A 25,613-nucleotide genomic window follows, 5' to 3' on the forward strand; every position below is an offset into this window, starting at 1 on the left:
TTACACTTAATTGCAATTATTTTTCATTTATTCGACTTTGAAGTTCTGTGCGAAGGTAAATTCGTCGGTTCTTGCCGTATATTTGAGGCCTTTTCGCAACGCCCAGGTTGCGTACTGGTGATGTAATGGAATTACTGCGTAGTCTCTCATTGCAAGTCCCATGGCTTTTTTTGCGAAGTCCCGGCGTTTGCTGTCCTCAACGGATCCCAGCGAATTGCGGATGAGGTTATCTAAAGCGATATTGCTATATTTCCCCCAATTCCAGCTTCCCCAGCCAGTTTCTGGATTCACTGTCCCGGTAACCGTCCGAAGTGCAAAATCGCCAGCCAGAGTGCCCCAGCCGAGTAACGACATGCTGAACTCGCTTTTAGCGGCTCTTGGCAGATATACGGTCATTGGTAAGGTTTCAATTTTGGTTTGTATGCCGATTTTGCTCAGGAATTGAGCGACAGTCTGTACTACTTGCTCATCGTTGATGTAGCGATTATTCGGGCCATGCAGCGTCAGAGAGAAACCGTTTGGGTAGCCTGCTTCTGTGAGTAATTTTTTTGCACCTTCCGGATCGTAGGCTTCGATCTTTAAGCTGTCGTCGTAGCCGAGGATACCCGGTGCCACGATATTCGATGCGGGGACGGCAAGGCCTTCTAAGATGCGATCGCTTAGGGCCTGACGATTGATTGCTTTGGAAATCGCTTTACGTACGCGGATATCATGAAAGGGATTATTCGGCAGAGGTTTGCCAGCCTTGTCCGTTATGTAAGGTGATACGCGCGTCTGTTGATCCAGGTGCCAGAAAATCGTCCGCCAGGAAATTTTTTGTTCTAACTTGATCTTAGGGTTCGTTTTCAGCTTTGGCAGGTCTGCAGGCGGCACGCCGTCGATGGCGTCTACATCTCCCGCCAGCAAGGCGGCAATGCGTGGCGCGCCGCTGGTCAGTATGCGAAAAGTCACTTTGTCCCAAGTGGGTTTTTCACCCCAATACTGATCATTGCGAATCAGCTCAATACTCTCGCCACGTTTGGCTTTGACGAATTTAAACGGGCCGGTGCCGATCATGGCTTTGCCGCTATTGAAATCATCAGTACTCGCTGTTTGAGTAATTTTTTTCGAGACGATAAAGATCGAATTAACATCCAATGGCAGCGGCCCGTAAGGCGTTGCTGTTTTTAAGCGAATGGTATAGGCATCGACGGCTTGCTTGCCGACGATTTGTCTGGTGTAGCTGGTGAAAGGACCAGGGCTAGTGAGCAGTGTGGCCGGGCGATCCAGTGAGAAAATGACGTCAGCCGACGTCAGCTCCGATCCGTCATGAAATTTTACGCCATGACGTAATTTGAACTCCCAGGTTAATGGATCGATTGCCTTCCAGGATGTCGCCAATCCAGGCACGAGATTGCCGTTGGCGTCGACATTGACCAATGCATCGAACACGTGAAAAGCAAAAGAATTATTAGGTCCGCTATTGACGTAGTGCGGATCAAATGAGGTTACATCAGCCGATAAGCCTATATGCAAATCAGCGGCCTCGCTATGACTTGTCCAGGTTGCGCCAAACAGCAATGCGCTGGCCGTGCTTAAAGCGATCAATGTCGTGCGTGCGAATAAACGCATGGTATTACTCCGTGTCTTAAAAATGCCTGAACGCCTCTTTGGTGCCACGCTGCGTTCAAAAAAGCGATAGTAGGTCTTGCTTAGCATAAAGTAAAAGAATCAATGCGTCTGCTTATATGCTGTCAAGGTATAAGGGATGGGCGAGTTGGTCAGAAAATCTGGAGTGGCATTCCTTATTCATTCGCTTTTAATTATGTTAATCTGACAATCTTGTCGATTATGTTTAATCGGTTTCAGTTTCATTTTATGTGGAGACGTTATGCCTGTATTTGCTCAATCTGGACTCCAGCGAATTTTTCAGGGTATTCGCCAGAGCCAAACTTCAATGACTGCTATGTTGATACTGCTGGCATCAGGGCTGACGATGAGTGCCTGTGCTGCAAAACCCCCGGAGAAAATTGCGATGGCTGATCAGGAACCACAAGTGATCTCGCTTTCTTATCATCAGCCTGTGACTTCTGCAGACGGGGTGCTAAAACTTGAAGTGACGGATGTTACGGATAGTCGGTGCCCTGTTAATACGCGCTGCGTCTGGGCAGGGCAGGCAACAGTGAGTGTAAAAGTCAGTATGAATGGTAAGGCGGAAGAAAAACTGGTAATCGGAACATCTGCACCGCCCGCGATGAATTTGCCAGGTGATGCTAGCTATGGCGCTTATCGTTTTTCTTTAGTCAGCGTAAGTCCTGCGAAGGCAAGTCCTGACGCCATCGCATCAGAGGCTTACAAATTTGGAATCAAAATAGTCAAATCCGGTAGTTAGCGCTACCAAATCAATGGACGAAAAAAAGCTGCCGGCCTGATTGACAGGCGCGGCAGCTTTTTTATTCCGGTATTCCGGCAAATATAACGAGTATTAGTTACGTACTACGCGTTTGTATTCGTTGGTACGCGTATCGATTTCGATTACATCGTCCTGGCTCACAAACAGTGGCACTTGAACTGTGTGGCAATGCGCTTCTATCGCATTTTCGATCTTTGCTTCTTTCAACACGTTGCCTGATGTATTGCCTTTAACTGCTGGCTCAGAGTAGATAACCTGACGTGCGATCGTCGTTGGCAATTCGACCGAGATGGCTTTTCCATCATAGAAAATCGCTTCGCATTCCATGCCGTCTTTCAGGTAGTGCAATGCATCGCCCAAATTTTCTTCTTCAATTTCGTACTGCTCATAGTCCGCGTCCATGAATACAAACAAAGGATCGGCAAAGTAAGAATAAGTAACCGGTTTTTTGTCCAGTACAACGACGTCGAATTTGTCATCGCCGCGGAATACGTTTTCTTGCGGGCTGTTTGTCAGCAGATTCTTCATCTTCCACTTGTAGGTGAAGCCCGTGCGGCTTGAGCCATTGACATCAGAACGCAAAACGATCATAGGCTTGCTGTCGACCATAATAATGTTGCCAACACGAATTTCTTTTGCAGGTTTCATAGTGAATATACGTAAAAAGGTGGTTGCATAAAAATCATCTGTCACCTACTGGCTACTTTGGGTAGTGAGCCTTGCAAGCCTACGTCTGATTGAATTAGATAAGTCATTTTCAAATACGTCAAAAATTAACCGCACATGTTACCTCATTTTTACCCGCTAATTACTTAAGTGAACGGGCAAACCTGAGTAAATTGCTGCTTAAATCACCATTTTTGTGCAATTGCGCTTGCCAATCGATAGAGTGATTCGTAATTTTTTGTATATCTGCCAGAGTGGATTGCCAGATTGAGGTCCAGTCAACCGGACCCTCATGATTAAGAGCATCGTTCCAGGCCAATGAGAATGTGGCAGCACTTGCAATATCCGGCGAATAACGCTGTAAAAATGCTTTCAATTTAACGTGATGTAAGTTCTCGTCTTGAGGATAAATATGCCAGATGAATGGCTTGCCTGCCCATTGAGCGCGGACGAAAGAATCTTCTCCCCTTACAAAGTTGAGGTCGCATGCCCATAGCAGTTTGTCGTAGTCTGGTTGGGGGATAAAAGGCAGCACGCGAACTGTCAATGCACTCCTCGTTGACGAGGTGCCGGCAAGGGCTTCTTCGCCGAGAAACATTCCGACTGCCGATGAGGCTACTCCTTCCGGTACCAGGCAAGTGACCGGCGTGCAGCTCCTTTCCCAAGCTTTGAATAATGCTGAAACGGGTGCTTGCGGATAGCAAAATAAAGAGACTTTGAACGCTGTCATTTCCGATGGCGTAACACCTAATTGAGCAAGAAAGTTCCTTGCTGCAACGGGATTGGACTGAAAAGTTTTGCGATTTTTCTCCAGTTCGGCCTCTAGTAATAAGCCACCGGTTTTATCGGTAAATCCGGGAAAGAAAAAATGCTTTGTCAGTGATAGTCTGGGATGTGGCGATGGTAATGTATGGCAACCTTCCACCCATTCTTCGGCAGTCAGGCCTTCGAGATTTAACCAGACCGGACGCGGCACGCACATTGACATTGCCATAATGTAGGCTGGCGGAATATCACAGGCAAAAAATTCGATCACGATGTCCGCAATGTCATCAGGCGTAAACTGTGCTTCCTGATTATGCCAATGTTTGATGACGACATTAGCGAGCCGTTGCTCATCATAATGAATATTAACGGCAGGACAAATTCGTTGAAAGCTGTGCAAATCGTCTACCCATAAGGTGACGGCGATCTGATGTTCTTGTTCCAGCTGCCTGGCCAGACGCCAGCAAATGCCGATGTCGCCGTAGTTGTCTACAACTTTGCAAAAAATTGCGAGCGATGTTGTCGGCGTTTTTTCTAAATGCATAGTAAATCGTTCAGATTGTACAATTTGTAATCAGCATTACTATGAGTGAATGTGATAAAGAGTGTGATGAAGAACATGGGAAGCAATGTAGTAAGCCTCACTGCATTCTGATCAGTTGGCATATGCCTTGAGGCATCGTTTAGCGGTAATTATTTTTCCATTCGCGCAAAGCGCCAAAGTTGCTCGCGTCACTTTGATTTGCCGGGATTTTACCAGCGTCGATTAAGCGACGAATGACAGCAGTTTCCCTGATACGCAAAAATGGATTGGTTTGTTTTTCCAGACTGATCTGACTTGGTACGGTCGGGATATTTTCATCACGTTTTTTTTGTTCGGCGACGATGCGCTCTAGTAACGCTTGATTATCCGGCTCTATTTCTCTGGCAAATCGCAAATTAGACATCGTGTATTCATGCGCACAGTACACTTCGGTATCCTCCGGTAATGCTGCTAAGCGATCGAGTGATTGCAGCATTTGCGCAGGTGTACCTTCGAATAAACGTCCGCAGCCACCGGCAAATAAGGTGTCGCCACAAAACAGCCAATGCTGCTCAGGGGCGAAGTAGGCAATATGACCTGAAGTATGACCCGGCACTGCCAGCACATTCAGCGTTAACCCTATTTCTGATAAAGTCAATTTTTGATCTTGCTGTAAAGGACGAGTTACTGCGGCGATGCCATCATTCGCCGGGCCGTATACTGGGACTTTGTGGAGTTGCAATAAGGACGGCACGCCACCTATATGATCGTTATGGTGGTGTGTGAGTAAAATAGCCGTTAAGCGTAATTGATGTAAATCCAGTGCAGCAATGATGGCATTGGCATCGCCCGGATCCACAGCGACTGCATTTACGCCGTTATGAATAAGCCACAGATAGTTGTCGTCAAATGCGGGTACAGTCAATATACTGAGCGCAGCTTTTTTGCTACCCGGATGCTGGGATGAAAACACATTTGGTGAGTTGTCCGGACTAATCATGATTTGAGATGAATACAGATAAAAGTCCCATTATAGACCTCGGTGCATGGTTGGCTCAGCCTGCAGGCAGCTATATTCTCGACTGGGAGCAGTCATTGCTCGATCGACTCACTGTGGATATTTTTGGCTTTAATGCAGTGCAAATCGGCTTGCCACAAATTGATGCCTTGAGAGCGAATCGTATGCCTAATAAATGGCGGACGAATAACGGCTTGCTAGCGTCACCAGCTAAGCGACGTGACATGGTAACTATGTCGGACTTATCTGATGCGGCCGATATGTCAGATCGTGTGAATCCCGTTGTGCCGCCTATCGTGCTTTGTCACGATTTTTGTGAACTGCCGTTTGACTCGCATAGCATTGATCTCGTTGTCTTGCCGCACATATTAGAATTTGCCGAAGAACCCCATCAGATTTTGCGTGAGGTAGAGCGGATTTTGATTCCTGAAGGTCGCGTGATTATTTGCGGATTTAATCGTGCAAGTTTGTGGGGGGGGCGGCAAGCGGCAGGGCGTCTTGCTGGGAATTATTTTTTACCGAAAGAAGGTGATTTCATCAGCGTGCCGAGGATGAAAGACTGGCTCAAGCTTTTGAATATGGAGGTGAATCACACCGATTTTGGCTGTTACGCACCACCGTTTCGGACGGAGAAGTGGCTAAAGCGCAGCGGTTTGATGGAAAATGTGGGATCGAGGTGGTGGCCTTATTTCGGCGCAACTTACACTATACAAGCAATTAAACGGATTAAAGGAATGCATTTAATTGGTCCGGCATGGAAGCATAAACGTGCAGCGCGCGGTAATGCAGTGCCCGTGACCAATCGCAATAAGAATCATGGATAAGATAGAAATTTTTACAGATGGTGCGTGCAAAGGTAATCCTGGCGTGGGTGGCTGGGGGGCTTTGTTGATTGCCGGTGAGAATAAGAAAGAAATGTTTGGCGGTGAAAAAGATACGACCAACAACCGCATGGAATTGATGGCAGTAATCCAGGCTTTGTCGGTGCTAAAGCGCCCTTGCCATATCACTTTGCACTCTGATAGCCAGTATGTTTTAAAAGGGATTACAGAATGGATACAGGGATGGAAGGCCAAAGGCTGGAAGACGGCATCCAAAGCACCCGTAAAGAACGTCGATTTGTGGCAGCAACTCGATCAGGCTCAGGCTACTCATCAGATTGAATGGAAGTGGGTGAAGGGACATGCCGGACATCCAGGTAATGAGCGGGCGGATCAACTAGCGAATCGCGGCGTTGAGTCAGTACTGTCGTAAGCGGTTAAGTCCGATGAAGCCCGGCCAAGCAAGCGCAAGGCATACTTTTTGCTCGAGATGAATACTATTGAAGATCTGCGCCAAATAAGTGCGCTTTTATAGGGGAGAATAAAGTGCGTATCAGCGAAAAAACCTTATACCGGGCTGTTATTGGCGGCCTCTTATCCGTGTATGCCTTGTCGGCTTTCGCACATGATGGCGTGCATATGGAGGTGATGGGATTTGCCGATGGATTTGCGCATCCGTTTTCCGGGCTGGATCATATTCTGGCGATGGTCGCGATAGGTTTATGGGCTGCGCAAAATAAGCGCGCAGCTTTATGGGTACTGCCTGTTTGTTTCCCGCTAATGATGGTGGCAGGCGCTGTCTTCGCGCGCTCCGGTTATCCACTGCCGCTGTTTGAATCAGGTATAGCAAGCTCGTTAGCGGTACTTGGCCTGTTAATCGCTTTTGCCGTCAAAATGCCATTATGGTCAGCGACGCTTATCGTATCTGTGTTTGGCGCTTTGCATGGCTACGCGCATGGAATAGAGATTTCCACTAAATTATCCATTGTCAACGCAGGTGCTGGATTTGTAGCAGCTACTTTGATATTGCATGTTTCTGGACTTGGTTTAAGCTGGTTTGCAACTAGCTCAAGAATGAAAACTATATTGCGTTTGAGTGGTTTTGGAATTGCTTTAATCGGCGCATATTGGTTAACTATTTAAATTCAAAAAGCCATCTCTCATCATCGAAAGTGTGAGCCGGTTGATAGGTCTCAATTCAATAAAAGACGAATATTTTTTTGTATGCGATGGCACATCAAATTGTTGAATAATATTTATTGGTTTTGAGCATTCAAATAGATATACTGCTTTTTCTTGACACTTAAAATATTTTTTATGACACGCCAACTAAATCTAACATTCACCTTGTGCAATAAAGTTGTAGTTCAATTTTTTAGTGCCGCTTTATTTTTAGCAGTCTCAATTTCCTCTGATGCGAGCACCGTCACGATCAATGCTAACAAGCTAATCCCTGTTGAGAGTTTTTTTAAAAATTCTGAATTCAGCCAAGCGAGTTTGTCACCTGACGGTAAATGGGTGGCGATGCTTGCAGCAGATTCGAGAGATCGTTTAATGCTGGCTATCATGGACGTCAATACCAATACTCCCAAAATCTTGGCTCGCTACTCTGAAGTCGATGTTGGCCAGTTTTATTGGGTAAATAATAAGCGTTTGGTCTACAGCTTAATGGATCGAAAAACTGCGCCGGGAGATACTTATTCTGGATCTGGTTTATTTGCGGTTGATGTTGATGGGGGCAATCAACGACAACTTATCGAGAGGCAATTTTCTTCTGAGCGAAAGACTCAGCGCATTCTTTCGCCGCGTCATGCTTTTCATGATGTCATCAGGGAGAAAGATACAGACGATATTTATGTTACTGAATATATTGATTCTGGAAGTAAGCGACGAGGGACTGTCAACTTGTTGCGTTTAAATACCCGAACAGGTCAAACTACAACGATACAAAGACCTGGTGACGTAGAACAATGGATTGTCGATCAGGATGGTGTGCCGCGCGCCGTGGTTACATTTGAAGAAGGCAAAAATGTTAGTTACATAAAACGTGCAGATAAGTGGGTAAAGCTTTTTGATTCTGATGCAATGGATGAGGAGGGAGTTAAGCCGGAATTTTTTGCGCCTGATGGTACTTTTTACGTAACTGCATTGTTCAATCACGACACTCGCGCATTGTACTCATATGACTTAGATAAAAATAAAATGTCTCCTGAGCCGGTAGTCTCTTTGAAAGGATACGACTATAACGGTTCCCCGGTATTTGATAAAAAGACGAACAAATTATTGGGAGTTCATTTTGAAACTGATGCCCCTGGCACGCTTTGGTTAGATGAAAGATACAAAGCAATTCAGCAAAAAATTGATGCATTGATTCCTGGCAAGATAAATCGTATCAGCGTCCGTACCGATGGCGATTCTGACACGGTGTTGGTTATTTCATTCTCAGATGTTGATCCTGGTGTGACCTTACTTTTTAATACGAAAACAGAGCAAACCAAGGTATTAGGTTTAAGTCGTCCTTGGATCAAACCTGAACAAATGGCATATCAAGATTTTGTGAAATATAAAGCACGCGATGGCTTGGAAATTCCGGCTTATTTGACTTTGCCGCAGGGAAAAAACAAAAATCTCCCACTTGTTGTATTAGTCCATGGCGGACCTTATGTGCGCGGAGAGCATTGGGGCTGGAATCCTGAGGCACAGTTTCTAGCTTCTAGGGGTTATGCAGTATTGCAGCCAGAATTTAGAGGTAGCACTGGTTACGGACTTAAACACCATAAAGCAGGATGGAAGCAATGGGGATTAAGTATGCAGGACGATGTTACGGATGGCACTCGGTGGTTGATATCTCAAGGAATCGCCGATCCAAAAAGGGTATGCATAGCAGGAGCGAGTTATGGGGGGTACGCGACGTTGTGGGGTCTAATCAAGGAACACGATTTATACCAGTGTGGCATATCATGGGTTGGTGTCTCTGATATTAATTTGCTTTACAGTGTTGCATGGAGTGACGCAAATGACGATACTACCCGCTATTTTTTACCTAAAAAAGTAGGTGATCAAGAAAAGGATGCTGCTCAATTAAAGGCAACATCACCACTAGAAAATGCGAGTAAGCTAACTCGGCCCCTAATCCTGGCGTACGGTGGAGCTGACCGGCGTGTTCCAGTTGTTCATGGGACTAAACTTTTGAAGGCTGTGAAGGAGCATAATTCTAAAGTAGAGTGGATCGAATATCCAGAAGAAGGGCACGGTTGGTCTCAACTTAAGAACAACGTTGATTTTTGGACTCGCGTAGAAAAATTTTTAGGTGAGAATATAGGCCAATGATATTTCTGACTTAATTTGAATTACTACATTCACTTCTTAGGTAGTTATCAAGGTAAAAGATTCGAATTGTAATTTAAATAAATAAAAAAACTCCAAGGTTCTTGGAGTTTTTTTTATGCCTATAGAGATAACGTTGCTTGAGCGAGCATTGGTTTTGATCGATGCAACAGGTAAGAGAAATTATTGGCGCTTGGCGTCAGAAATATAATGACGAACGGCCACACAGTTCGCTGTGTTACCTGACACCGAACGGATTTGCAGAGCGTTTTTTAACTGCGTGCTCCAAGTTGGTTTCGTACTAAATTTGGGGCAGTTCAGAACGTAAAAAAGCCTTTCATTTCTGAAAGGCTTTTAACTGGAGCGACTAACTACAATTGCTCTTGGGCGCACCTATTTTACAGGCGCTATGAAGTAATTAAAATTTATACTGAAGCCCAAGTTTAACTGCACGACCACGAACTGCCAAACTACTATCAGAACGAACGTTAATCAGTGAGTGGCGATCAAATAGATTGATGACGTTAAGTGTCAAGAAAGTATTTTTAATACCTGAATAAGACAGAGAAAAATCAGCTGTTGTATCTGCTTCTATACGGCACAGAGACTCTGGTATTTTTTGAGCCGCACAACCTTCTGGTGTGTACGATTCATCATATTTATCGGTATTTAAACTGGTAGCACTTACATGATTAATACGTAAGCCAGTGTCAAATTCCCCCTTTGACAGAGTAAATTCGAGTACGCTCGCTACACGATTTCTGCCATAAGTACCGACTAAATTTTCAGTATAGTTATTTGTTGTAGTGTCCCATCCGCGGACATCTAATTGGTAGGTGGATTTGAGGTTAACGCCAAATTTACCGTAGCTACCCCAGTCCCATTTACTCTTTAGATCTACGTCTACTCCAGAGACACGAGTTTTATTCAGGTTGACATACTGTTGTGATGCGCCAGTAATATTGCCTGCTGTAAAGCTAGGTGCTGTAGGGTCCAGCTCTCTAGCTCGTTTGACCGCTGCTATGTCGGCAGCAGTAATCGCTCCGCGTGTAATGCCACCCAATGTATCTTCCTGATTGAGAGTATCGGTAATGCTCTTAGTACCAATCTCATTGCGGCGTTCAATATGGTAGTAATCCAACGCTACACTGATATTTTTAGTCGGCTCAAATACTAAGCCCATAGTGCGGACATTTGACTTTTCTGGTTGAAGATTTGGATTTCCTTTGATCATCGCGTTTACGCTGACGGAACAGCCGCTGTCATACACCCGTTGAGCTAAATTCTGATCGTCTGCATTGCCTTGACTTAAAACATCTGCCAAAGCAGTCGCTGTATCGCAACGCTTGGGATCTCGCTGCGAATTGTAGTACCCAGTTACCGCTCCCTGAGAGGATTCTGGTAAGTTTGGCGCACGGAAGCCTTGTCCTAAAGTGCCGCGGACAATCAGAGCAGGATTAACCTGGTAGCGTAAACCGAGTTTCGGAACCAAAGAGGTATCAGCACTTCCTGCTTTGTCCGCACGAACTGCAAAATTTGCCTCGAGTTCTTTAGTGAATGGTGCATTCAGTTCTGCAAATGCAGCATATATATTACGTGCACCGCTAATATCGGCTGCCGTCGCATTAACTATTTCAGCATTGAGCAAATTTGCACTATTTTTAATACTCATGGACTCATGGCGCGCCTCAGCACCAAAGGCAATTGCAAGGGATCCACCACCTAATGCCATTAATTCTCTAGATGCCTTTACATCAGCGAAAGCTTGTTTTGTTTCACCAGTAAGAGTCGTGTTCGGGAACATGCGATTCAAAAGTTCAGCGCTATTTACGCCACCGAATTTATATTCTCCACTCTCAATTGCATTAACGAAATTAGCATAATGTGGCCAGTAACGATCATTCAATGTTGATTTGGCGCCCATCACACCCGCAGCAGAACTCCAATCCCATGCACCCATGGTTCCTTCAAATCCCGCCAGTACGCGATATTGGTCTGCTTCCGCTCTTTTATTAAAAACACTGCCGTTATTATCTAAGAAACGATAATTGATATATGTTGGTACGCCGTATGGATTAACTGAGCTGCTTGCCGGTACTTGAGGCTCAACATAGCTAATAACTTTATTATTTTTTGAATCAAACCAACTCCAAAAAGGATCATTAGCACCAGATGCCAAAATAAAAGCCGGACTCATATAATTGGTTTTGGTCTTTGAGTAGGTAATTTCAAAAAATCCCGAAAGTGCTTCTGAGAAATTCATGCGACCAGCTGAAATTACATTTACACGATCCGAGTCAGGCATCGCCTCTACTCTTGGCAACCGGTCATACCTGCAGCTATTGCTAACTACATTTGTGCATCCAGCCACAGGGCTATAACCGCCGGTATCTGGATTTTGGATATTTCCAGGGTAGGAATAACCGCTGGTATTTCCGAATCCTTTATCTTTGTACTGACGGTACCAAGAGTCAACATTTGAAAAAATATCTCTAACTGTGTATGGATTCCGACGGAACAACTCTACGTTTGCATATGCGTTGTAACCATCTTTATTCAGATCGCCAAAACCGTAAGTTGCAGAAACGGATTCATTTCGATCCATTTTTTTATTGGTTGTGGAACCTTGTCCAGTAGCTTGCAGTGTTAAACCTTTGAATTCTTTTTTTGTAATAATGTTGATTACGCCAGCAACTGCATCGGATCCGTAAATTGCTGACGCACCATCTAGCAATATTTCGTATCGATCAACGATATCAAATGGAATAGCATCTACGTTAGTAAAAGTAGCTTGATACCCATCTGCAAGACCATAATTTGAAATTCGGCGTCCATTTAACAGAACTAATGTAGAGCCTAAGCCAAGGTTGCGCAAGGATACGCCAGAGGCACCGCCAGCAAAAGATAAACTGCCACCAGAATCGGTAAGTGCACCTGTATTTGCAGTTAATGTTGAGAGCACTTCACGGACTGTTGTTGCACCGGTTCTAGCAATTTCATCACGGCTAATAACTTGGACAGCAGAAGCCGTTTCGCTGTTGATACGCTTAATGTTTGAGCCAGTGATTTCTACTTTTTGGATTTTCTGGTCAGTTTTAGTTTCGTCTGTGACTTGTGCATGTACTGCACTAACTGCAAATGTTGAGCAGGCCAACATGCTCAACGCAATGCGTACTGATCGGACGCACGATTTTTCTTGAAAATTCATTGTTTTCCCCAAAGTTACAGTGCAAGGCAGAGAATTTTTCTATGCCATTTTTGTCATTCAAGTCTATAAGTACTCTAATTTATCTAGAATAATGCTAACGACAAGACATCACATTATGTGACGTCTTGCCATCATCTGTCCTTGAAAACGTTGCGTAGAAGATACTGAAATTTTCAAATAAATTGCAATTGATATATTCGTAATAATTAGCAGAACTTCACGATAAGAAATTTGGAAAGTAGACCATTTTTGATGTTTTTATACTGGTAAAGTTGTCAAAGTAGGTTCGTACTTTTTCGATGTAATTGCGTAGTTTTATCAAGTGTGATTTTAAAGATGCAACTTTATGCTGATATCCTGTGTTTTGAGCTAACAGATGAACTAAGTTCGACTAAGATTAATTGCGTAGAGTAAATTTTTATCTATCGAATGTTCATTTTATGTAATGGTTCCAGAGAGAGACTTTTTTCATTTGCCTAACTGATACTCACGCAAAATACGTTCTAATTTTTCTGTGTCCAAGCAGAAAAGACGTATCCCTTCAGATAGTTTTTCTGTTGCCATCGGATCTTCGTTCAGCTGGAAGCGGAAGGCTTTTTCGTCGAGACTAATTTTTTGTATATCAGATGCCAGAGCGGCTTCTTTATTAAGTTTGGCTGATAAGATGGTCGTTGAGTCTGCGAGTTTTTGTAGCAGATCCGGGCTGATTGTTAATAGATCACAGCCCGCTAACTCAAGGATTTGCGATGTATTTCGGAAGCTGGCACCCATGATTTCGGTGTCGTAGCCAAACTTACGGTAGTAGGTATAAATCTTTTTTACGGATAAAACGCCTGGATCATCTGCGCCGAAAATTTCTTGTCCGGTTTGCTTTTTATACCAGTCATAAATACGGCCGACAAATGGCGAGATGAGTTGCGCGCCAGCTTCTGCGCATGCAACGGCTTGTGGCAGACAGAACAGTAATGTCATATTGCAGCGGATACCTTCTTTTTCGAGAATCTCAGCCGCACGGATACCTTCCCATGTAGATGCAATTTTGATGAGGATACGGTCACGCATAATTCCTGCTGCTTCATACAGTGCGATTAGCTTACGACCTTTTGTAACTGTGGCCGCGGTATCGAAGGACAGGCGTGCATCTGTTTCTGTTGAGACGCGACCTGGAACAATTTTCAAAATTTCTAAGCCAAACGCAACTAGCAAATGATCGATGATGTCATCGACGGATTTGCCTGCATGAGTGGTGATAATCGTCTCTAACATAGGACGATATTCCGGTTTTTGAACCGCCTTCAGAATTAGCGACGGATTCGTTGTCGCGTCTTGCGGAGTGTAAGCTTTCATCGCCTGGAAATCGCCGGTATCGGCAACGACAGTCGTGTATTTTTTGAGTTGTTCTAATTGATTCATGATGTACTTAAATGAAGGTAAATAGTGAGTCAGTAAAATTGAACGGAGTCAACGCGTGGTATTAAGGCAGAGTGTAAATGTTAGCGTAACGATGATATGGCTTCAGGTACCAACATGGACAACTGGTGAACCTGCAATAATTTCTCCTATTACCGCTGCTTCCGAAAAATGTTCCGCTTGGAATAGTGCCAGTACTGCCGGGACATCATCGGGGGCGCAGGCGACCAGCAGGCCTCCCGATGTTTGCGGATCGCTTAGCAAAGCCTGTTGTGTTGCCGTGATTTTTTGATCGAGTAAAACATCTGTGCCATAGGCTGCCCAGTTTCGTCCTGATGCTCCGGTGATATACCCGGCCTCGGCCAATGCCAGAACATTTGGCAGCAGGGGAATCCCGGACATGCTTAATGTTGCGGCTACGCCTGCGCCTCTGCACACTTCCAATAAATGACCCAATAAACCAAAGCCAGTAACATCGGTCAGCGCATGTACACCTGCCATGTTGGATAAAGCGATTCCCGGGCGATTGAGTTTGGTGGTATTGCTGATCATACTGGCATAACCGGCATCATCTAACGCTTGTTTTTTAAGCGCGGCCGATAATATGCCCACGCCTAGTGGCTTACCCAGTATCAGTTTATCGCCGACATTGGCACCTGCATTTCGTTTGACTTTGGACGGATGTACTAAGCCCAGCACGACTAAGCCATAAATAGGCTCAACAGAATCGATGGTATGTCCGCCTGCAATTGGTATCCCGGCTTCAGCGCAAATCGATTCGCCTCCCTGAATGACCTTCCCAATTACATCAATGGGTAATTGACTGACGGGCATGCCAACCAAGGCTAAGGCCATAATCGGTGTGCCGCCCATTGCATAGACATCAGAAATCGCATTAGTTGCTGCAATCCGCCCGAAATCGAATGGATCATCAACAATAGGCATAAAGAAGTCAGTTGTCGCAATCAGCGCTTGTTCTTCATTGAGCTTATATACAGCAGCATCATCTGCAGTTTCTATCCCCACCATCAAAGCGGCAGGAATAGGGAATCCTGTCGATTTTTTTAAAATCTCGGCCAAAACACCCGGCGCTATTTTGCAACCGCAGCCGCCGCCATGAGAAAAAGAAGTTAGTCGGACAGGTGCTGTACTTGAGGTCATCTTGAGGCTTGAGGTGAGTGAGTTAATTTGCAGAATAATTCTGCTATCGTCTATTTGCTTAGTGTAATCGAGATAACTGTACTATGTAACAGTCTCTGGCGTGATAGCCAATATAAAAAAAGCGACCACATAAAGTGATCGCTTTTATTTTTTGCTTACAACTGAAGCTTTCTATTGCCTGCTGGCCAGTCGATTACCGATCGCCAAAAGAGCGACGTGCACCGGTATCGCCTGAACGAGTGCCTTTGTAACCGCCGCTACCTTCTTTGCGTGGCGCACCAGCGGTGCTACCAGCCGGCTTACTGAAAGTACGTTGACCTGGCTTGCTTGCGCCGTAGCCTGTGCCTTCGCTACGGTTGCCGTTCGCTGCATTATTGCCGCGATAGCCGCCGCCAGTGCCTGTGTTAGCACTACGGCTGTCGCCTGGACGCCAGCCGCTTGGCTTACGCGCTGCGCTACGGGCAGGTGACGCTGTTTTCTTCGGTTCAAAACCCTCAATTACATCGACAGGGATTAATTGCTTGGTGAAGCGCTCAATACGTTTTACGTTGATGCCTTCTGCGTGATTTACCAGAGAAACTGCCACGCCATTGCGGCCGGCACGACCGGTACGGCCGATACGGTGGACGTAATCTTCAGGGAACTTCGGCAAATCGTAGTTGAATACGTGAGTAATTGCCGGAACGTCGATACCACGTGCCGCTACGTCTGTTGCTACCAGAACGCGAACCTGACCACGGCGCAATGCGTCTAGTGTGCGGTTACGTGCGCCCTGATGCATATCGCCATGCAAAGCAGCCGCTGCGAAACCAGCGATATTCAAACGGTCAGCGATCGTATCTGCGTCACGTTTGGTGGCAGTGAAGATAACTGCCTGATCCACTGTTTCGTCGCGCAGTAAATGGTCCAGCAAACGATTTTTGTGAGACAGATCATCCACGAAATGGACTTTTTGCTGAATATTTTCATGCTTGGATGCCGATCCGGCGATCTGGATGATCATCGGATCTTTAGTGATACGACGAGCCATATTGCCAACAACACCATCCAGTGTTGCGGAGAACAACATGGTTTGACGTGATTCTGGCGTAGCAGCGACGATTTTTTCGATATCGTCAATGAAACCCATATCCAGCATGCGGTCTGCTTCATCCAGAACCAGAATCTCTAGTTCAGAGAAATCGATTTTGCCGGATTCCATGTGATCGATCAAACGACCAGGTGTCGCTACGAGGATCTCTGGATTGCGTGACAGCAATTGCATTTGTTTTGGATAAGGCATGCCACCCAGAATGGAGACAGCTTTGACGCGACGCATGTAAGCGCAGTATTTATCTGTTGCCGTTGTTACTTGCAAAGCTAGTTCACGTGTTGGTGTCAACACCAGCATTTTTGGTTTTGCTGCAACGAAACGCGGACGATCACCACGGGCACGTGCTGACTGTTGTGCTTGATTGGGTGTTTTGCCCGGGGACTCTAATGCGGTTTCTGCTGCAGTCGCAAATTTGTGCAGTGCTGGCAACATGAAGGCGGCAGTTTTGCCTGAGCCTGTTTGTGAGGATACTAATAAATCACGGCCGCTGATCGCAGCCGGAACAGCTTGTTCTTGAACACCGGTTGGCTTGGTATAGCCAGCATCAGTGAGAGCGCGGATAACGGACGTGTGTAAGCCTAATGCTTCAAAAGTCATTCTAATCTTTCGTTAAAAATCAGCGCAAAGCAAACGTAGATACGATTGCAATACGCGTAAAAAAGCAACGCCAACCAAACGAAATGAACAAAGGATACCAATAAGGAAACGATGAAATTTCGGCACAAAAAGCTTTGCGCCGGGATGATGTCCAAGATGTGTTACTGGACATGCAGGGCGGGAGGGCTTTTACATTGCATTATTTGTGTCATCACAAATATGCAGGGTTTGCGGTGCTGCAAGGTACTTTTAGTCACTACAAATTTATATTGCAGCGCAAAAACAGGATAATACAGTATTTCTCAGGAAAAAGCAGCTACGTATCAGAAATCCGCTGACACATGACTAGTTGCTGCAAGCTGATTTCCATTTTAGCAAGACATCGCCCTTACCGTTAAATTGATAGCGTTGCTCTTGCCAGCCGCGGGCATACATAGCGAGAACCTGATCGTAATACGCATCGGTTTTGATGGTCTGGGCTTGTATCCGTAAATTCTGTTCTTCATATGCTTTATGCGCGCCAGATGCTTTTAAAAAAGGTAAAACCGCCGCAGAAAAGCCGCTGGACGCTGGTTTATTAAATTCACCCGTATCAATGTTGATCAATTCCGGTGGATAGCCCTTGCCTTCGATCAGCGTCGCCATTGGTTTGAGAGCTGTTAGTATATCTTTGCGATACCGCTCCTGTTCTGACAGCATGCCGGCCCAGAGGTAAACGCGAATCGCGTTATAGCCGCCATTCCCTTTTTCTGCACCTTGCAAATCGGGAATGAAGGTTTGCCTGCCATTGCTAGCATCAAAAATAGTCCAGTCCGGGCTAAAGCCTTTGATCGCGGAATGAGTGATGACCGAGACCGATGAGCTGATTAATTTGTCCCAGCGGTCGTCATCGCTATGGCTGGCAAACCAGCGCAGAATCTGAATCGGCATGTAGCTAGGATTTAATTTCCAGCTCGTTGTGCTGGGAGTGAAGCCGCTCGGTGCTGGCAATAAAGTCAGTCCGAGTTTGGGCAGTGTTGCGGTCTCTTCACGCAAGATACGTTTTGCGATCAGCGTTGAGAGTGCTGCATACCGTTTGTCGTTCCACACATTTGCCGCTTCGCCCAAGGTATAGGCGAGCCAAAGATCGGCATCTGAAGCCGGGTTTTTATCAATGACACCCCAGCTACCATCATCTTTTTTTCCCCATAGCCAGGCAGGCAGGCGTGCTGTCAGGTCACCTTCTGCGAGATTCGCCTCAGTCCAGCTCAACAGTAAATTAAAACTTTTACGATCATTCGCAACAAGGGCGAAAAATAAAGCATACGCTTGCCCCTCTGATGTACTCTGGAGGCGCTGCGTACTCGCATCAATGACGCGACCACCTTCATTGATAAAATTCTTTTTAAATGTGTCCCACTCAGCCCAGTTCTTGTCACAAGTAGTTGTTGCCCTGGCGTCAATCATGAACAATCCCAGAGATAGCATGGATATCGTTATTATTTTTGTCGATAGTGATGCTGTTTTATCCGGATAGGTCATTGTTTTAGGCTTAAGTCGAAATTGTCGGAATTCGTCAAAGACGTATAGGGAATTTGTTTGTAAAATTCGGAGAGTGCCAGGAGTTATAACTCAATGAAACAAGAGGTACAGAACCTGTACAAAATTATTCCCGCTATGTGCAGTGACGCGACAGTACACATCGTATGCATGGTACACAAGAGCGCGGTAATATTGACGGAGTGGTTTTGCCTAAGTTCGATTCACAGACATACCTAGTTTATCGTCAATAAGGATTAAATGAAAATACCTGCGTTTATTTTTCTGGTGTTGTCTGGCGTTCTGGCTCCTGCAGTACAGGCTGAGACGATTGCGGTCGCTGTTGCTGCCAATGTCCAGTACGTATTTGAAGACTTGAAAATCGAGTTTAAAAAAGAAACAGGGCATGACATACGGGCCAGTTTCAGCTCTTCTGGTAAGTTTGTGACGCAGATCATGAATGGTGCGCCGTTTGATGTGTTTCTTTCGGCCGATATGGAATTTCCGGAAAAGCTGCATAAAGAAGGTTTTAGCGTCTCGCCACCACAGGTCTATGCCCGCGGTGCGCTCGTGTTGTGGACACTCAAAGACGTGGATCTGCGTGACTGGCAATCACTGCTTGCCAGCACCGCTATCGATAAAATCGCCATTGCCAATCCCAAGACCGCACCTTATGGACGGGAGGCGATGAACAGTCTTCAATATTACAAACTTGCTGCGCCGCTTCAAGCCAAACTCGTTTTCGGCGAGAGTATTTCGCAGACCAACCAATATATCCACTCGCGCGCGGCCGACATTGGCTTTACTGCCAAGTCGGTTGTGTTATCTGCTGAGATGAAGGGGCAGGGGAAATGGATTGATGTGCCACCGGCGAGTTATCAGCCGATTGCGCAAGGCGCAGTTATTCTCAACTATGGTAAAGATCATCATCCTAAAATTTCACAACAATTTTTTGACTTTATCTACTCCGCTAAATCCCGTGCAATTTTTGAGCGCTACGGTTATTTGCTTCCATGAATAAATTCTCGGGGAAGATTGCTGCGATTGAAGCTTATGGTAGTGTCGCGATTGTCGATGTGATGGTCGGGCCACATTGCTTTACTGCGACCTTAATGGGGGCGGCTGATCAGTTTGAGTTATGGAAGAACGGACAAGCGGTGAACCTCTTATTTAAAGAAACAGAAGTCGCCCTCGCGAAAAATTTAACTGGTCAGATCAGCTTGCGTAATCGTATGCCGTCCATCATTACGGGACTGGAGTATGGACAATTGCTGACACGTGTTGCCATGCAGATGGATGGCATGATGCTGCACTCGGTAATTACAACGCGCTCTGCACGTCATTTACAGCTAGAGCTGGGTGATCAGGTTGAGGGGCTAGTGAAATCGAATGAGATGAGTTTGCTGTCTGACTTAACGGATGCAAGCGTATGAGCGCTACAGTGCCTGATCTGCAACCTTTGTGGTTAACCTTCCGGCTGGCCTTGTTGACCACCTTCATTTTGTTATGTGCAGGCATCCCGCTTGCCTATTGGCTGGCATACACACGCAGTCGTATAAAACCAGTTCTGGAGACGCTGGTCAGCATGCCTTTGGTCTTACCGCCGTCTGTGCTTGGCTTTTATCTTTTGCTTGCCTTTAGTCCGCAACAGGCGTTTGGACACTGGCTGGAGCAAGTTCTGGGATTGAAATTAGTGTTCAGTTTTAGCGGTCTGGTCATCGGTTCGGTGATTTTCAGTTTGCCGTTTATGGTGCACCCATTGCAGTCGGGTTTGCAGAATTTGCCTGCTTCATTCAGGGAGGCATCGCGCACTCTGGGTAAATCTGATCTGACTACCTTATTCTGTGTTTTGCTACCGAATTGCCGCAGTGCGTTATTGTCTGGAGTCGTATTAAGTTTTGCTCATACGGTCGGCGAATTTGGTGTTGTGCTGATGATAGGCGGGAATATTCCGGGCGTTACAAAGGTCGCATCGATTGCGATTTATGATGAGGTCGAAAGTTTGAATTATGCTGCTGCACATTTTTACGCAATGATTTTATTTGCCATCAGCTTTGCCATTTTGCTGCTGGTCTATCTGAACAATAAACGTATGTTGAAAACCTTTTAAATGGCCATGCTAGAGCTGAACCTGCAAAAGAAGTTATTGAGTTCGTCCGGTGTGATGAATCTGGATATACAACTGAATCTCGGGCGTGGTGAGCTACTTGGTCTGTTTGGAGATTCCGGCGCAGGAAAAACCACATTGTTGCGCATGTTGGCAGGATTAACTGTGCCAGATCATGGACGGATTGTGGTCGATGGCGTGTGCTGGTTTGATTCTGAGAAAAAAATCATGGTGTCGCCACAAAAGCGCAGTATTGGTTTTGTCTTTCAGGACTACGCGTTATTTCCGAATATGAGTGTACGCGCCAATCTGGCCTATGCGCTTCATAGCAAGGATCCTCATCGCGACGCATTAATCGATCAGTTACTGAATGCGACTGGACTTACTGCCTTACAGGATCAACTGCCGGCGCAGTTATCGGGCGGGCAGCAGCAACGTGTTGCGCTGGCTCGCGCATTGATCAGAAAGCCGCAATTATTGTTGCTTGACGAGCCATTGTCGGCCCTAGATCTGGCAATGCGATCGTGCTTACAGGACGAATTGCAAAAGCTGCATCAGGATTATTCTTTGACGACGATCCTGGTTAGTCACGATGTCGGTGAGGTATTCAAACTGGCTGATAAAGTACAAGTGGTGGAGCAGGGACGGGTTGTCCGGTCAGGTACCCCGGCACAAGTATTTTTACAGCAGAGACTGGCAGGGCAGTTGAATTTACGGGCTCAGGTTCTGGCGATCCGGCGCGAAGAAGTGGTTTTTATTTTGTCTTTATTGGTGGGGCAGGATATCGTTGAAATTATTGCGTCTCAAGATGAGATCGATGATGTAGAAATTGGTGATTACATCTCTATTTCGACCAAGGCCTTCAGTCCTTTGATTTTTAAGTCTCAGGACTACTCCTGACATTTTAGTCATCAGTGCCGGATACAAAAAAGCGCTCTATGCGTAGAGCGCTTTTTCATTGCAAGATGCAGATTTTAGAGGTGCAGATTTTAGTCTTGCGTAATACCCATGACGTGTGAGAAACCACCATCCACATAAGTAATCTCGCCTGTAATGCCGGCAGATAAATTCGACAGTAAGAACGCCGCAGTATTGCCGACATCATCAATTGTTACGTTACGACGCAAAGGCGCATTTGCCGCGACAAAGCCTAACAATTTACTAAAATCCTTGATGCCGCTCGCTGCCAGCGTCTTGATTGGACCAGCGGAGATGCCGTTGACGCGCACGCCGCGTTTGCCCAACGATTCTGCCAGATAACGTACGGAGGCTTCCAGCGAGGCTTTTGCCAGACCCATGGTGTTGTAGTTTGGAATAGCTTTTGTCGCACCGAGGTAGGACAAGGTCAGCAGTGCAGAATCCTGACGCAACATTGGAAGTGCCGCTTTGGCCAGCGCCGGGAAACTATATGCGGAAATATCATGCGCAATCTTGAAGGATTCACGTGATAAGCCATCGAGGAAATCGCCGGCAATCGCCTCACGCGGTGCAAAACCGATCGCATGTACCAGACCATCGAGGCCATCCCAGGATTGGGCCAGATCCGCAAATACGGCATTAATTTGTTCATCACTGCCAACGTCGCAGTCAAACACCAGTTTGCTATCGAATTCTTCTGCGAACTCGGTAATTCTGTCTTTAAAGCGCTCACCGACATAAGTGAATGCGAGCTCGGCACCTTCGCGTTTGCATGCCTTGGCGATGCCGTAAGCGATAGAGCGGTTTGATAACAAACCTGTGATCAAAATCTTTTTGCCTTGCAGAAATCCCATATTAACTCCTATGCTACCGTAGTATCTATGCGGCCTACAGGTCAAAAAACCTTGAAGAAGCGCATAAACAGTGCGGTATTGGTTTGTGGTGCGTTGTAGTGATGTAATGAATTGAGGTAATTCAGCGCGTTGTCGTCTTAGTTGCCAAAACTTATCCGTTACTCACTCAGCGGTATTGTGCTGAAATAATTCTGAACAAATTTTTATTGGCGCCAATTAGAGGAATCCCTCAGCCGCACGGAATTGTAGATGCAAGAAGCCCAGTCGGCAAATATTTCCACATGAGGCACTAAGCAATATCAGACTGAAAATCCCAAGCCACTGGCTATTTCGCTCGTTTTAATGTGTTCTGCCATTAAAAAGAGCGAAGTAGGAGTGAAATAGAGCCGACGCAGAAGCGATGCAGAAGCAAAACTAAAGCGATTAACTAAGAATGCAAACCACGTGGAATCGCGTTAAGCAAGGTCTTGGTGTAAGCCTGTGTTGGATTCAGGTACAAGTCATCTGAATTTGCCAGCTCAACGACTTTGCCTTTGTTCATCACCATCACCTGATCGGCGATATATTTGACGACGGCCAGATCATGCGAAATGAAAATGTAAGACAAGCCAAACTCTTCTTGCAAATCCTGTAACAGGTTCAATACCTGAGCTTGCACCGACACATCCAGCGCAGAGACTGATTCGTCGCACACCAGCACTTCCGGCTTCATAGTCAGGCAACGTGCAATCGCTATACGTTGACGCTGACCACCGGAGAATTCATGCGGATAGCGGTGAAAAGCCACCGCAGGCAGACCGACTTTTTCCAATAAAGTGTAGGCCATTTGTGAGCGCTCGGTGTCATTGGTGCCAATCTGATGTATCTGCATTGGCTCCATCAGAATCTGGCCTACGGTAAAGCGTGGGTTCAGCGAGGCGTAGGGATTCTGGAAAATAATTTGAATTCGACGCTTATATTGCAGGAAGTCTTTATTCGACATGGACAAGATATCCTTGCCATCAAAGATAGCTTCACCTGAAGTTGCCTGATGCAAGCGCATCAGTGTCAGACCTACCGTTGTCTTACCGGAACCAGATTCACCGACGACGCCCAATGTCTTGCCACGCGCCAGTTTGAATGACACGCCTTCGACTGCCTTGAATTCTTTCTTCCCGAAAAAACCTTCACGGCTATAAAAACTCTTACCCAGATTGCGTACGTCGAGGACGATATCTTCATCCCCTTTGAGACCGCGGGGACGTTCTTTATGATTGATGACGGCGCCTTGGTTATTCATAAAATCAGCGATCACAGGCAAACGCCACGGGCGCGAATCCAGAGTAGGGCGGCAGTGCAGCAAGGCTTGTGTATACGTGTCTTTTGGCTGCTCGAATATCTGTTTCACATCACCGGCTTCACGTACCTCGCCATTACGCATGACGATCACCTGATCGGCAATTTCGCCTACCAGTGCGAGATCGTGTGTAATGAATAGCACGGACATCTTATGTTTTGCACGCAGCGCTTCGATCAGATCAATAATCTGTTTTTGTATCGTGACGTCGAGCGCAGTTGTCGGCTCATCGGCGATCAATAGTTTTGGCTCGCAGGCAATTGCCATCGCGATCATCACCCGCTGCTGCTGACCGCCAGACATTTGGCTTGGATACGCATCGATCTTTGTTGCAGGGTCAGGAATGCCGACTTCTTCAAGCAAGGCAATCGCTCTGGCCCGCGCCTGTTTGGCGTTCATCCCCATATGCAATTGCAAAACTTCGCCGATCTGAAATCCCACGGTAAATACCGGATTCAGGGACGTCATCGGTTCCTGAAAAATCATCGAGATATCTTTGCCGCATAACTGGCGGCGCTCAGCCAGGCTGAGATCGAGCAAGCTACGGCCTTCGAAGGTGATCTTGCTTTCTTTCGCAATACTGGAGGTATCGGGCGGAAGTAAGCCCATGATCGCGAGCGAGCTGACCGATTTGCCGCTACCGGATTCACCGACTAGGGCGACGGTTGAATTACGCGGAATCTCAAAGGAAATACCTTTAACAGTTTCTACGCTCTCTTTTTTATTGATACGAAAAGAGACACGCAAATTCTCAACTTTTAGTAATGATTCTTGGCTCATGGTCTGTCCTTATTTGAGCTTGGGGTCGAGCGCATCACGCAGGGCATCGGTGAACAAAGAGAAGGCGGTGACTAATACAGCCATCCCCGCCGTCGCGGCGACCAGTTGCCACCACTTACCCAGAATGAGTTCATTCTGCGCTTCATTCAACATACTGCCCCAGGACACCACACCAACGGGTACACCAAAACCAAGGAAACTCAAAATGACTTCTGATTTGATAAAGCCGACGACCAGAATCGATACCTGGACTAAGGCGACATGGCTGACATTCGGAAAAATATGAATAAACATCTTACGGAAATCCGATGCACCGATTGCGTCAGCGGCCCAGACGTATTCGCGGTTTTTATGCTTCATGTATTCTGCACGTATCAGACGGAATGGACCTGTCCAGCCAGTAAATGCAAGGATCAGAATAATCGTAGTCACGCCTTTTTGCTGTAATACGGCGGCGACTGACAGAATCAATAGCAGGTAGGGAATCGAGGTGAAGATGCTGTAAAACCAGTTAAAAAAATCATCGACACGATTGCCGAAGTAACCCGCCAGTGCACCAAACAGTGTGCCCAGCAGGGTTGCCAGGAAGGCGGCGACCAGACCAACGATGATCGATGTTTCTGCTCCCTTGATCGTTTTTTTGATGATGTCATGTCCCCATTTGTCCGCGCCAAACGGCAGTGTATCGAGCTTGGCAGCAACGGTCGCTTTACCTACCTTCGCCAGCTCCGTATAGATCTCGCTCATTTCTTTAGCGAGTGGATCCGGTACGCCATACTCATTGGTAATAATTACTTGCTGACTTGCCGGCACTTTACGCAATTCGCGCAGGACATCGGCTAAAGGGTCCAGCGGATTATCAGGTAAAGGTTCGTCTGCTACTTTGGCAATAGCCATTGAGGAGTCCGCGCCGATGAAGTGCGGTGGCGCATAGCTGGCACCAATCTCTTGTTCCCAATCGGCTGCGATCAGACCCGTGGCCGATAAGATCAGAACCACTAAAAAGGCGATGACCACAGACATGGCTGACATCGCAATTTTGTCGGCGCGCAGCCGGCGCCATGCTAGTGCCCACAATCCAGGCGATGCAGTGTGATTTGTTTGTAACGTTGACATGGG

Annotated in this window: 22 protein-coding genes; 10 read left to right on the forward strand and 12 right to left on the reverse strand. The window is 46.3% G+C overall.

Translation table 11 applies throughout. The features are described 5' to 3' along the window. Positions 1-27: 27 nt before the first annotated feature. Positions 28-1,611, reverse strand: coding sequence for an ABC transporter substrate-binding protein (locus ACO0LE_RS18125; RefSeq protein WP_422961742.1), 1,584 nt, complete (start codon positions 1,609-1,611; stop codon positions 28-30). A gap of 259 nt (positions 1,612-1,870) precedes the next feature. Between ACO0LE_RS18125 and ACO0LE_RS18130 the strand changes: the two genes are divergently transcribed. Continuing rightward, on the forward strand, positions 1,871-2,371 hold the full coding sequence (locus ACO0LE_RS18130; RefSeq protein WP_422961743.1) for a hypothetical protein: 501 nt from the start codon (positions 1,871-1,873) through the stop codon (positions 2,369-2,371). Positions 2,372-2,464: 93 nt separating this feature from the next. On the opposite strand, the gene ACO0LE_RS18135 is transcribed toward ACO0LE_RS18130, so the two are convergent. The 3 genes from ACO0LE_RS18135 to gloB all read right to left on the reverse strand — a co-directional run bounded on the left by ACO0LE_RS18135 (position 2,465) and on the right by gloB (position 5,346). Then, on the reverse strand, positions 2,465-3,040 hold the full coding sequence (locus tag ACO0LE_RS18135; protein ID WP_262838891.1) for an elongation factor P: 576 nt from the start codon (positions 3,038-3,040) through the stop codon (positions 2,465-2,467). A 160-nt stretch (positions 3,041-3,200) separates the two neighbouring features. Continuing rightward, positions 3,201-4,367 (reverse strand): elongation factor P maturation arginine rhamnosyltransferase EarP, encoded by a 1,167-nt coding sequence (gene earP / locus ACO0LE_RS18140; protein WP_422961744.1) that lies wholly within the window; start codon positions 4,365-4,367, stop codon positions 3,201-3,203. A gap of 139 nt (positions 4,368-4,506) precedes the next feature. Beyond that, the gene (gloB, locus tag ACO0LE_RS18145; protein WP_422961745.1) at positions 4,507-5,346 is read right to left on the reverse strand and encodes a hydroxyacylglutathione hydrolase; all 840 of its coding nucleotides are present in this window, start codon (positions 5,344-5,346) and stop codon (positions 4,507-4,509) included. Positions 5,347-5,354: 8 nt separating this feature from the next. Here gloB and ACO0LE_RS18150 point away from each other — a divergent pair, with 8 nt between their 5' ends. The 5 genes from ACO0LE_RS18150 (at position 5,355) to ACO0LE_RS18170 (ending at position 9,817) form a co-directional block, all read left to right on the forward strand. Continuing rightward, on the forward strand, positions 5,355-6,188 hold the full coding sequence (locus ACO0LE_RS18150; protein WP_422961746.1) for a class I SAM-dependent methyltransferase: 834 nt from the start codon (positions 5,355-5,357) through the stop codon (positions 6,186-6,188). Further along, the gene (gene rnhA, locus ACO0LE_RS18155; protein WP_422961747.1) at positions 6,181-6,618 is read left to right on the forward strand and encodes a ribonuclease HI; all 438 of its coding nucleotides are present in this window, start codon (positions 6,181-6,183) and stop codon (positions 6,616-6,618) included. Before ACO0LE_RS18150 ends, rnhA begins: the two co-directional genes overlap by 8 nt. A gap of 113 nt (positions 6,619-6,731) precedes the next feature. Beyond that, positions 6,732-7,328 (forward strand): HupE/UreJ family protein, encoded by a 597-nt coding sequence (locus ACO0LE_RS18160; protein ID WP_422961748.1) that lies wholly within the window; start codon positions 6,732-6,734, stop codon positions 7,326-7,328. A 174-nt stretch (positions 7,329-7,502) separates the two neighbouring features. After that, a complete protein-coding gene (locus ACO0LE_RS18165; protein WP_422961749.1) occupies positions 7,503-9,515 on the forward strand; it encodes a prolyl oligopeptidase family serine peptidase in 2,013 nt (670 codons plus the stop codon). A 161-nt stretch (positions 9,516-9,676) separates the two neighbouring features. After that, on the forward strand, positions 9,677-9,817 hold the full coding sequence (locus tag ACO0LE_RS18170) for an integrase core domain-containing protein (RefSeq protein WP_422961750.1): 141 nt from the start codon (positions 9,677-9,679) through the stop codon (positions 9,815-9,817). Between the two features lie 113 nt (positions 9,818-9,930). Here the strand turns inward: ACO0LE_RS18170 and ACO0LE_RS18175 are convergent, their stop codons facing one another. The 5 genes from ACO0LE_RS18175 to bcsZ all read right to left on the reverse strand — a co-directional run bounded on the left by ACO0LE_RS18175 (position 9,931) and on the right by bcsZ (position 18,427). Continuing rightward, complete coding sequence (locus ACO0LE_RS18175; RefSeq protein WP_422961751.1) at positions 9,931-12,720, reverse strand: TonB-dependent receptor domain-containing protein; 2,790 nt, start codon at positions 12,718-12,720, stop codon at positions 9,931-9,933. Between the two features lie 468 nt (positions 12,721-13,188). Then, on the reverse strand, positions 13,189-14,133 hold the full coding sequence (gene tal / locus ACO0LE_RS18180; RefSeq protein ID WP_422961752.1) for a transaldolase: 945 nt from the start codon (positions 14,131-14,133) through the stop codon (positions 13,189-13,191). Positions 14,134-14,235: 102 nt separating this feature from the next. Continuing rightward, on the reverse strand, positions 14,236-15,291 hold the full coding sequence (gene selD, locus ACO0LE_RS18185; RefSeq protein WP_422961753.1) for a selenide, water dikinase SelD: 1,056 nt from the start codon (positions 15,289-15,291) through the stop codon (positions 14,236-14,238). A gap of 193 nt (positions 15,292-15,484) precedes the next feature. Beyond that, on the reverse strand, positions 15,485-16,981 hold the full coding sequence (locus tag ACO0LE_RS18190) for a DEAD/DEAH box helicase (protein WP_422957212.1): 1,497 nt from the start codon (positions 16,979-16,981) through the stop codon (positions 15,485-15,487). Positions 16,982-17,326: 345 nt separating this feature from the next. Beyond that, positions 17,327-18,427, reverse strand: coding sequence for a cellulose synthase complex periplasmic endoglucanase BcsZ (gene bcsZ, locus ACO0LE_RS18195; protein ID WP_422961754.1), 1,101 nt, complete (start codon positions 18,425-18,427; stop codon positions 17,327-17,329). A gap of 333 nt (positions 18,428-18,760) precedes the next feature. Between bcsZ and modA the strand changes: the two genes are divergently transcribed. The 4 genes from modA to ACO0LE_RS18215 are packed head-to-tail and all read left to right on the forward strand — an operon-like array spanning position 18,761 to position 21,506. Next, positions 18,761-19,516, forward strand: coding sequence for a molybdate ABC transporter substrate-binding protein (modA, locus tag ACO0LE_RS18200; RefSeq protein WP_422961755.1), 756 nt, complete (start codon positions 18,761-18,763; stop codon positions 19,514-19,516). After that, on the forward strand, positions 19,513-19,932 hold the full coding sequence (locus tag ACO0LE_RS18205; protein WP_422961756.1) for a TOBE domain-containing protein: 420 nt from the start codon (positions 19,513-19,515) through the stop codon (positions 19,930-19,932). The genes modA and ACO0LE_RS18205 overlap by 4 nt, the downstream gene beginning before the upstream one ends. Continuing rightward, positions 19,929-20,609: a molybdate ABC transporter permease subunit gene (gene modB / locus ACO0LE_RS18210; protein ID WP_422961757.1), complete on the forward strand. Its 681-nt coding sequence runs from the start codon at positions 19,929-19,931 to the stop codon at positions 20,607-20,609. The genes ACO0LE_RS18205 and modB overlap by 4 nt, the downstream gene beginning before the upstream one ends. Before the next feature lie 6 nt (positions 20,610-20,615). Continuing rightward, positions 20,616-21,506: a sulfate/molybdate ABC transporter ATP-binding protein gene (locus tag ACO0LE_RS18215; RefSeq protein ID WP_422961758.1), complete on the forward strand. Its 891-nt coding sequence runs from the start codon at positions 20,616-20,618 to the stop codon at positions 21,504-21,506. An 89-nt stretch (positions 21,507-21,595) separates the two neighbouring features. Here the strand turns inward: ACO0LE_RS18215 and fabI are convergent, their stop codons facing one another. The 3 genes from fabI to ACO0LE_RS18230 all read right to left on the reverse strand — a co-directional run bounded on the left by fabI (position 21,596) and on the right by ACO0LE_RS18230 (position 25,610). Further along, entirely contained in the window at positions 21,596-22,378 is a 783-nt protein-coding gene (fabI, locus tag ACO0LE_RS18220) for an enoyl-ACP reductase FabI (RefSeq protein WP_422961759.1), read from the reverse strand. 427 nt (positions 22,379-22,805) lie between these two features. Next, on the reverse strand, positions 22,806-24,494 hold the full coding sequence (locus ACO0LE_RS18225; RefSeq protein ID WP_422961760.1) for an ABC transporter ATP-binding protein: 1,689 nt from the start codon (positions 24,492-24,494) through the stop codon (positions 22,806-22,808). A 9-nt stretch (positions 24,495-24,503) separates the two neighbouring features. Continuing rightward, positions 24,504-25,610: an ABC transporter permease gene (locus ACO0LE_RS18230; protein ID WP_422961761.1), complete on the reverse strand. Its 1,107-nt coding sequence runs from the start codon at positions 25,608-25,610 to the stop codon at positions 24,504-24,506. Positions 25,611-25,613 lie beyond the last annotated feature (3 nt).

Origin of the sequence: Undibacterium sp. Xuan67W, assembly GCF_049340165.1 — a bacterium.
In the GTDB taxonomy this organism is placed as follows: domain Bacteria; phylum Pseudomonadota; class Gammaproteobacteria; order Burkholderiales; family Burkholderiaceae_D; genus Undibacterium.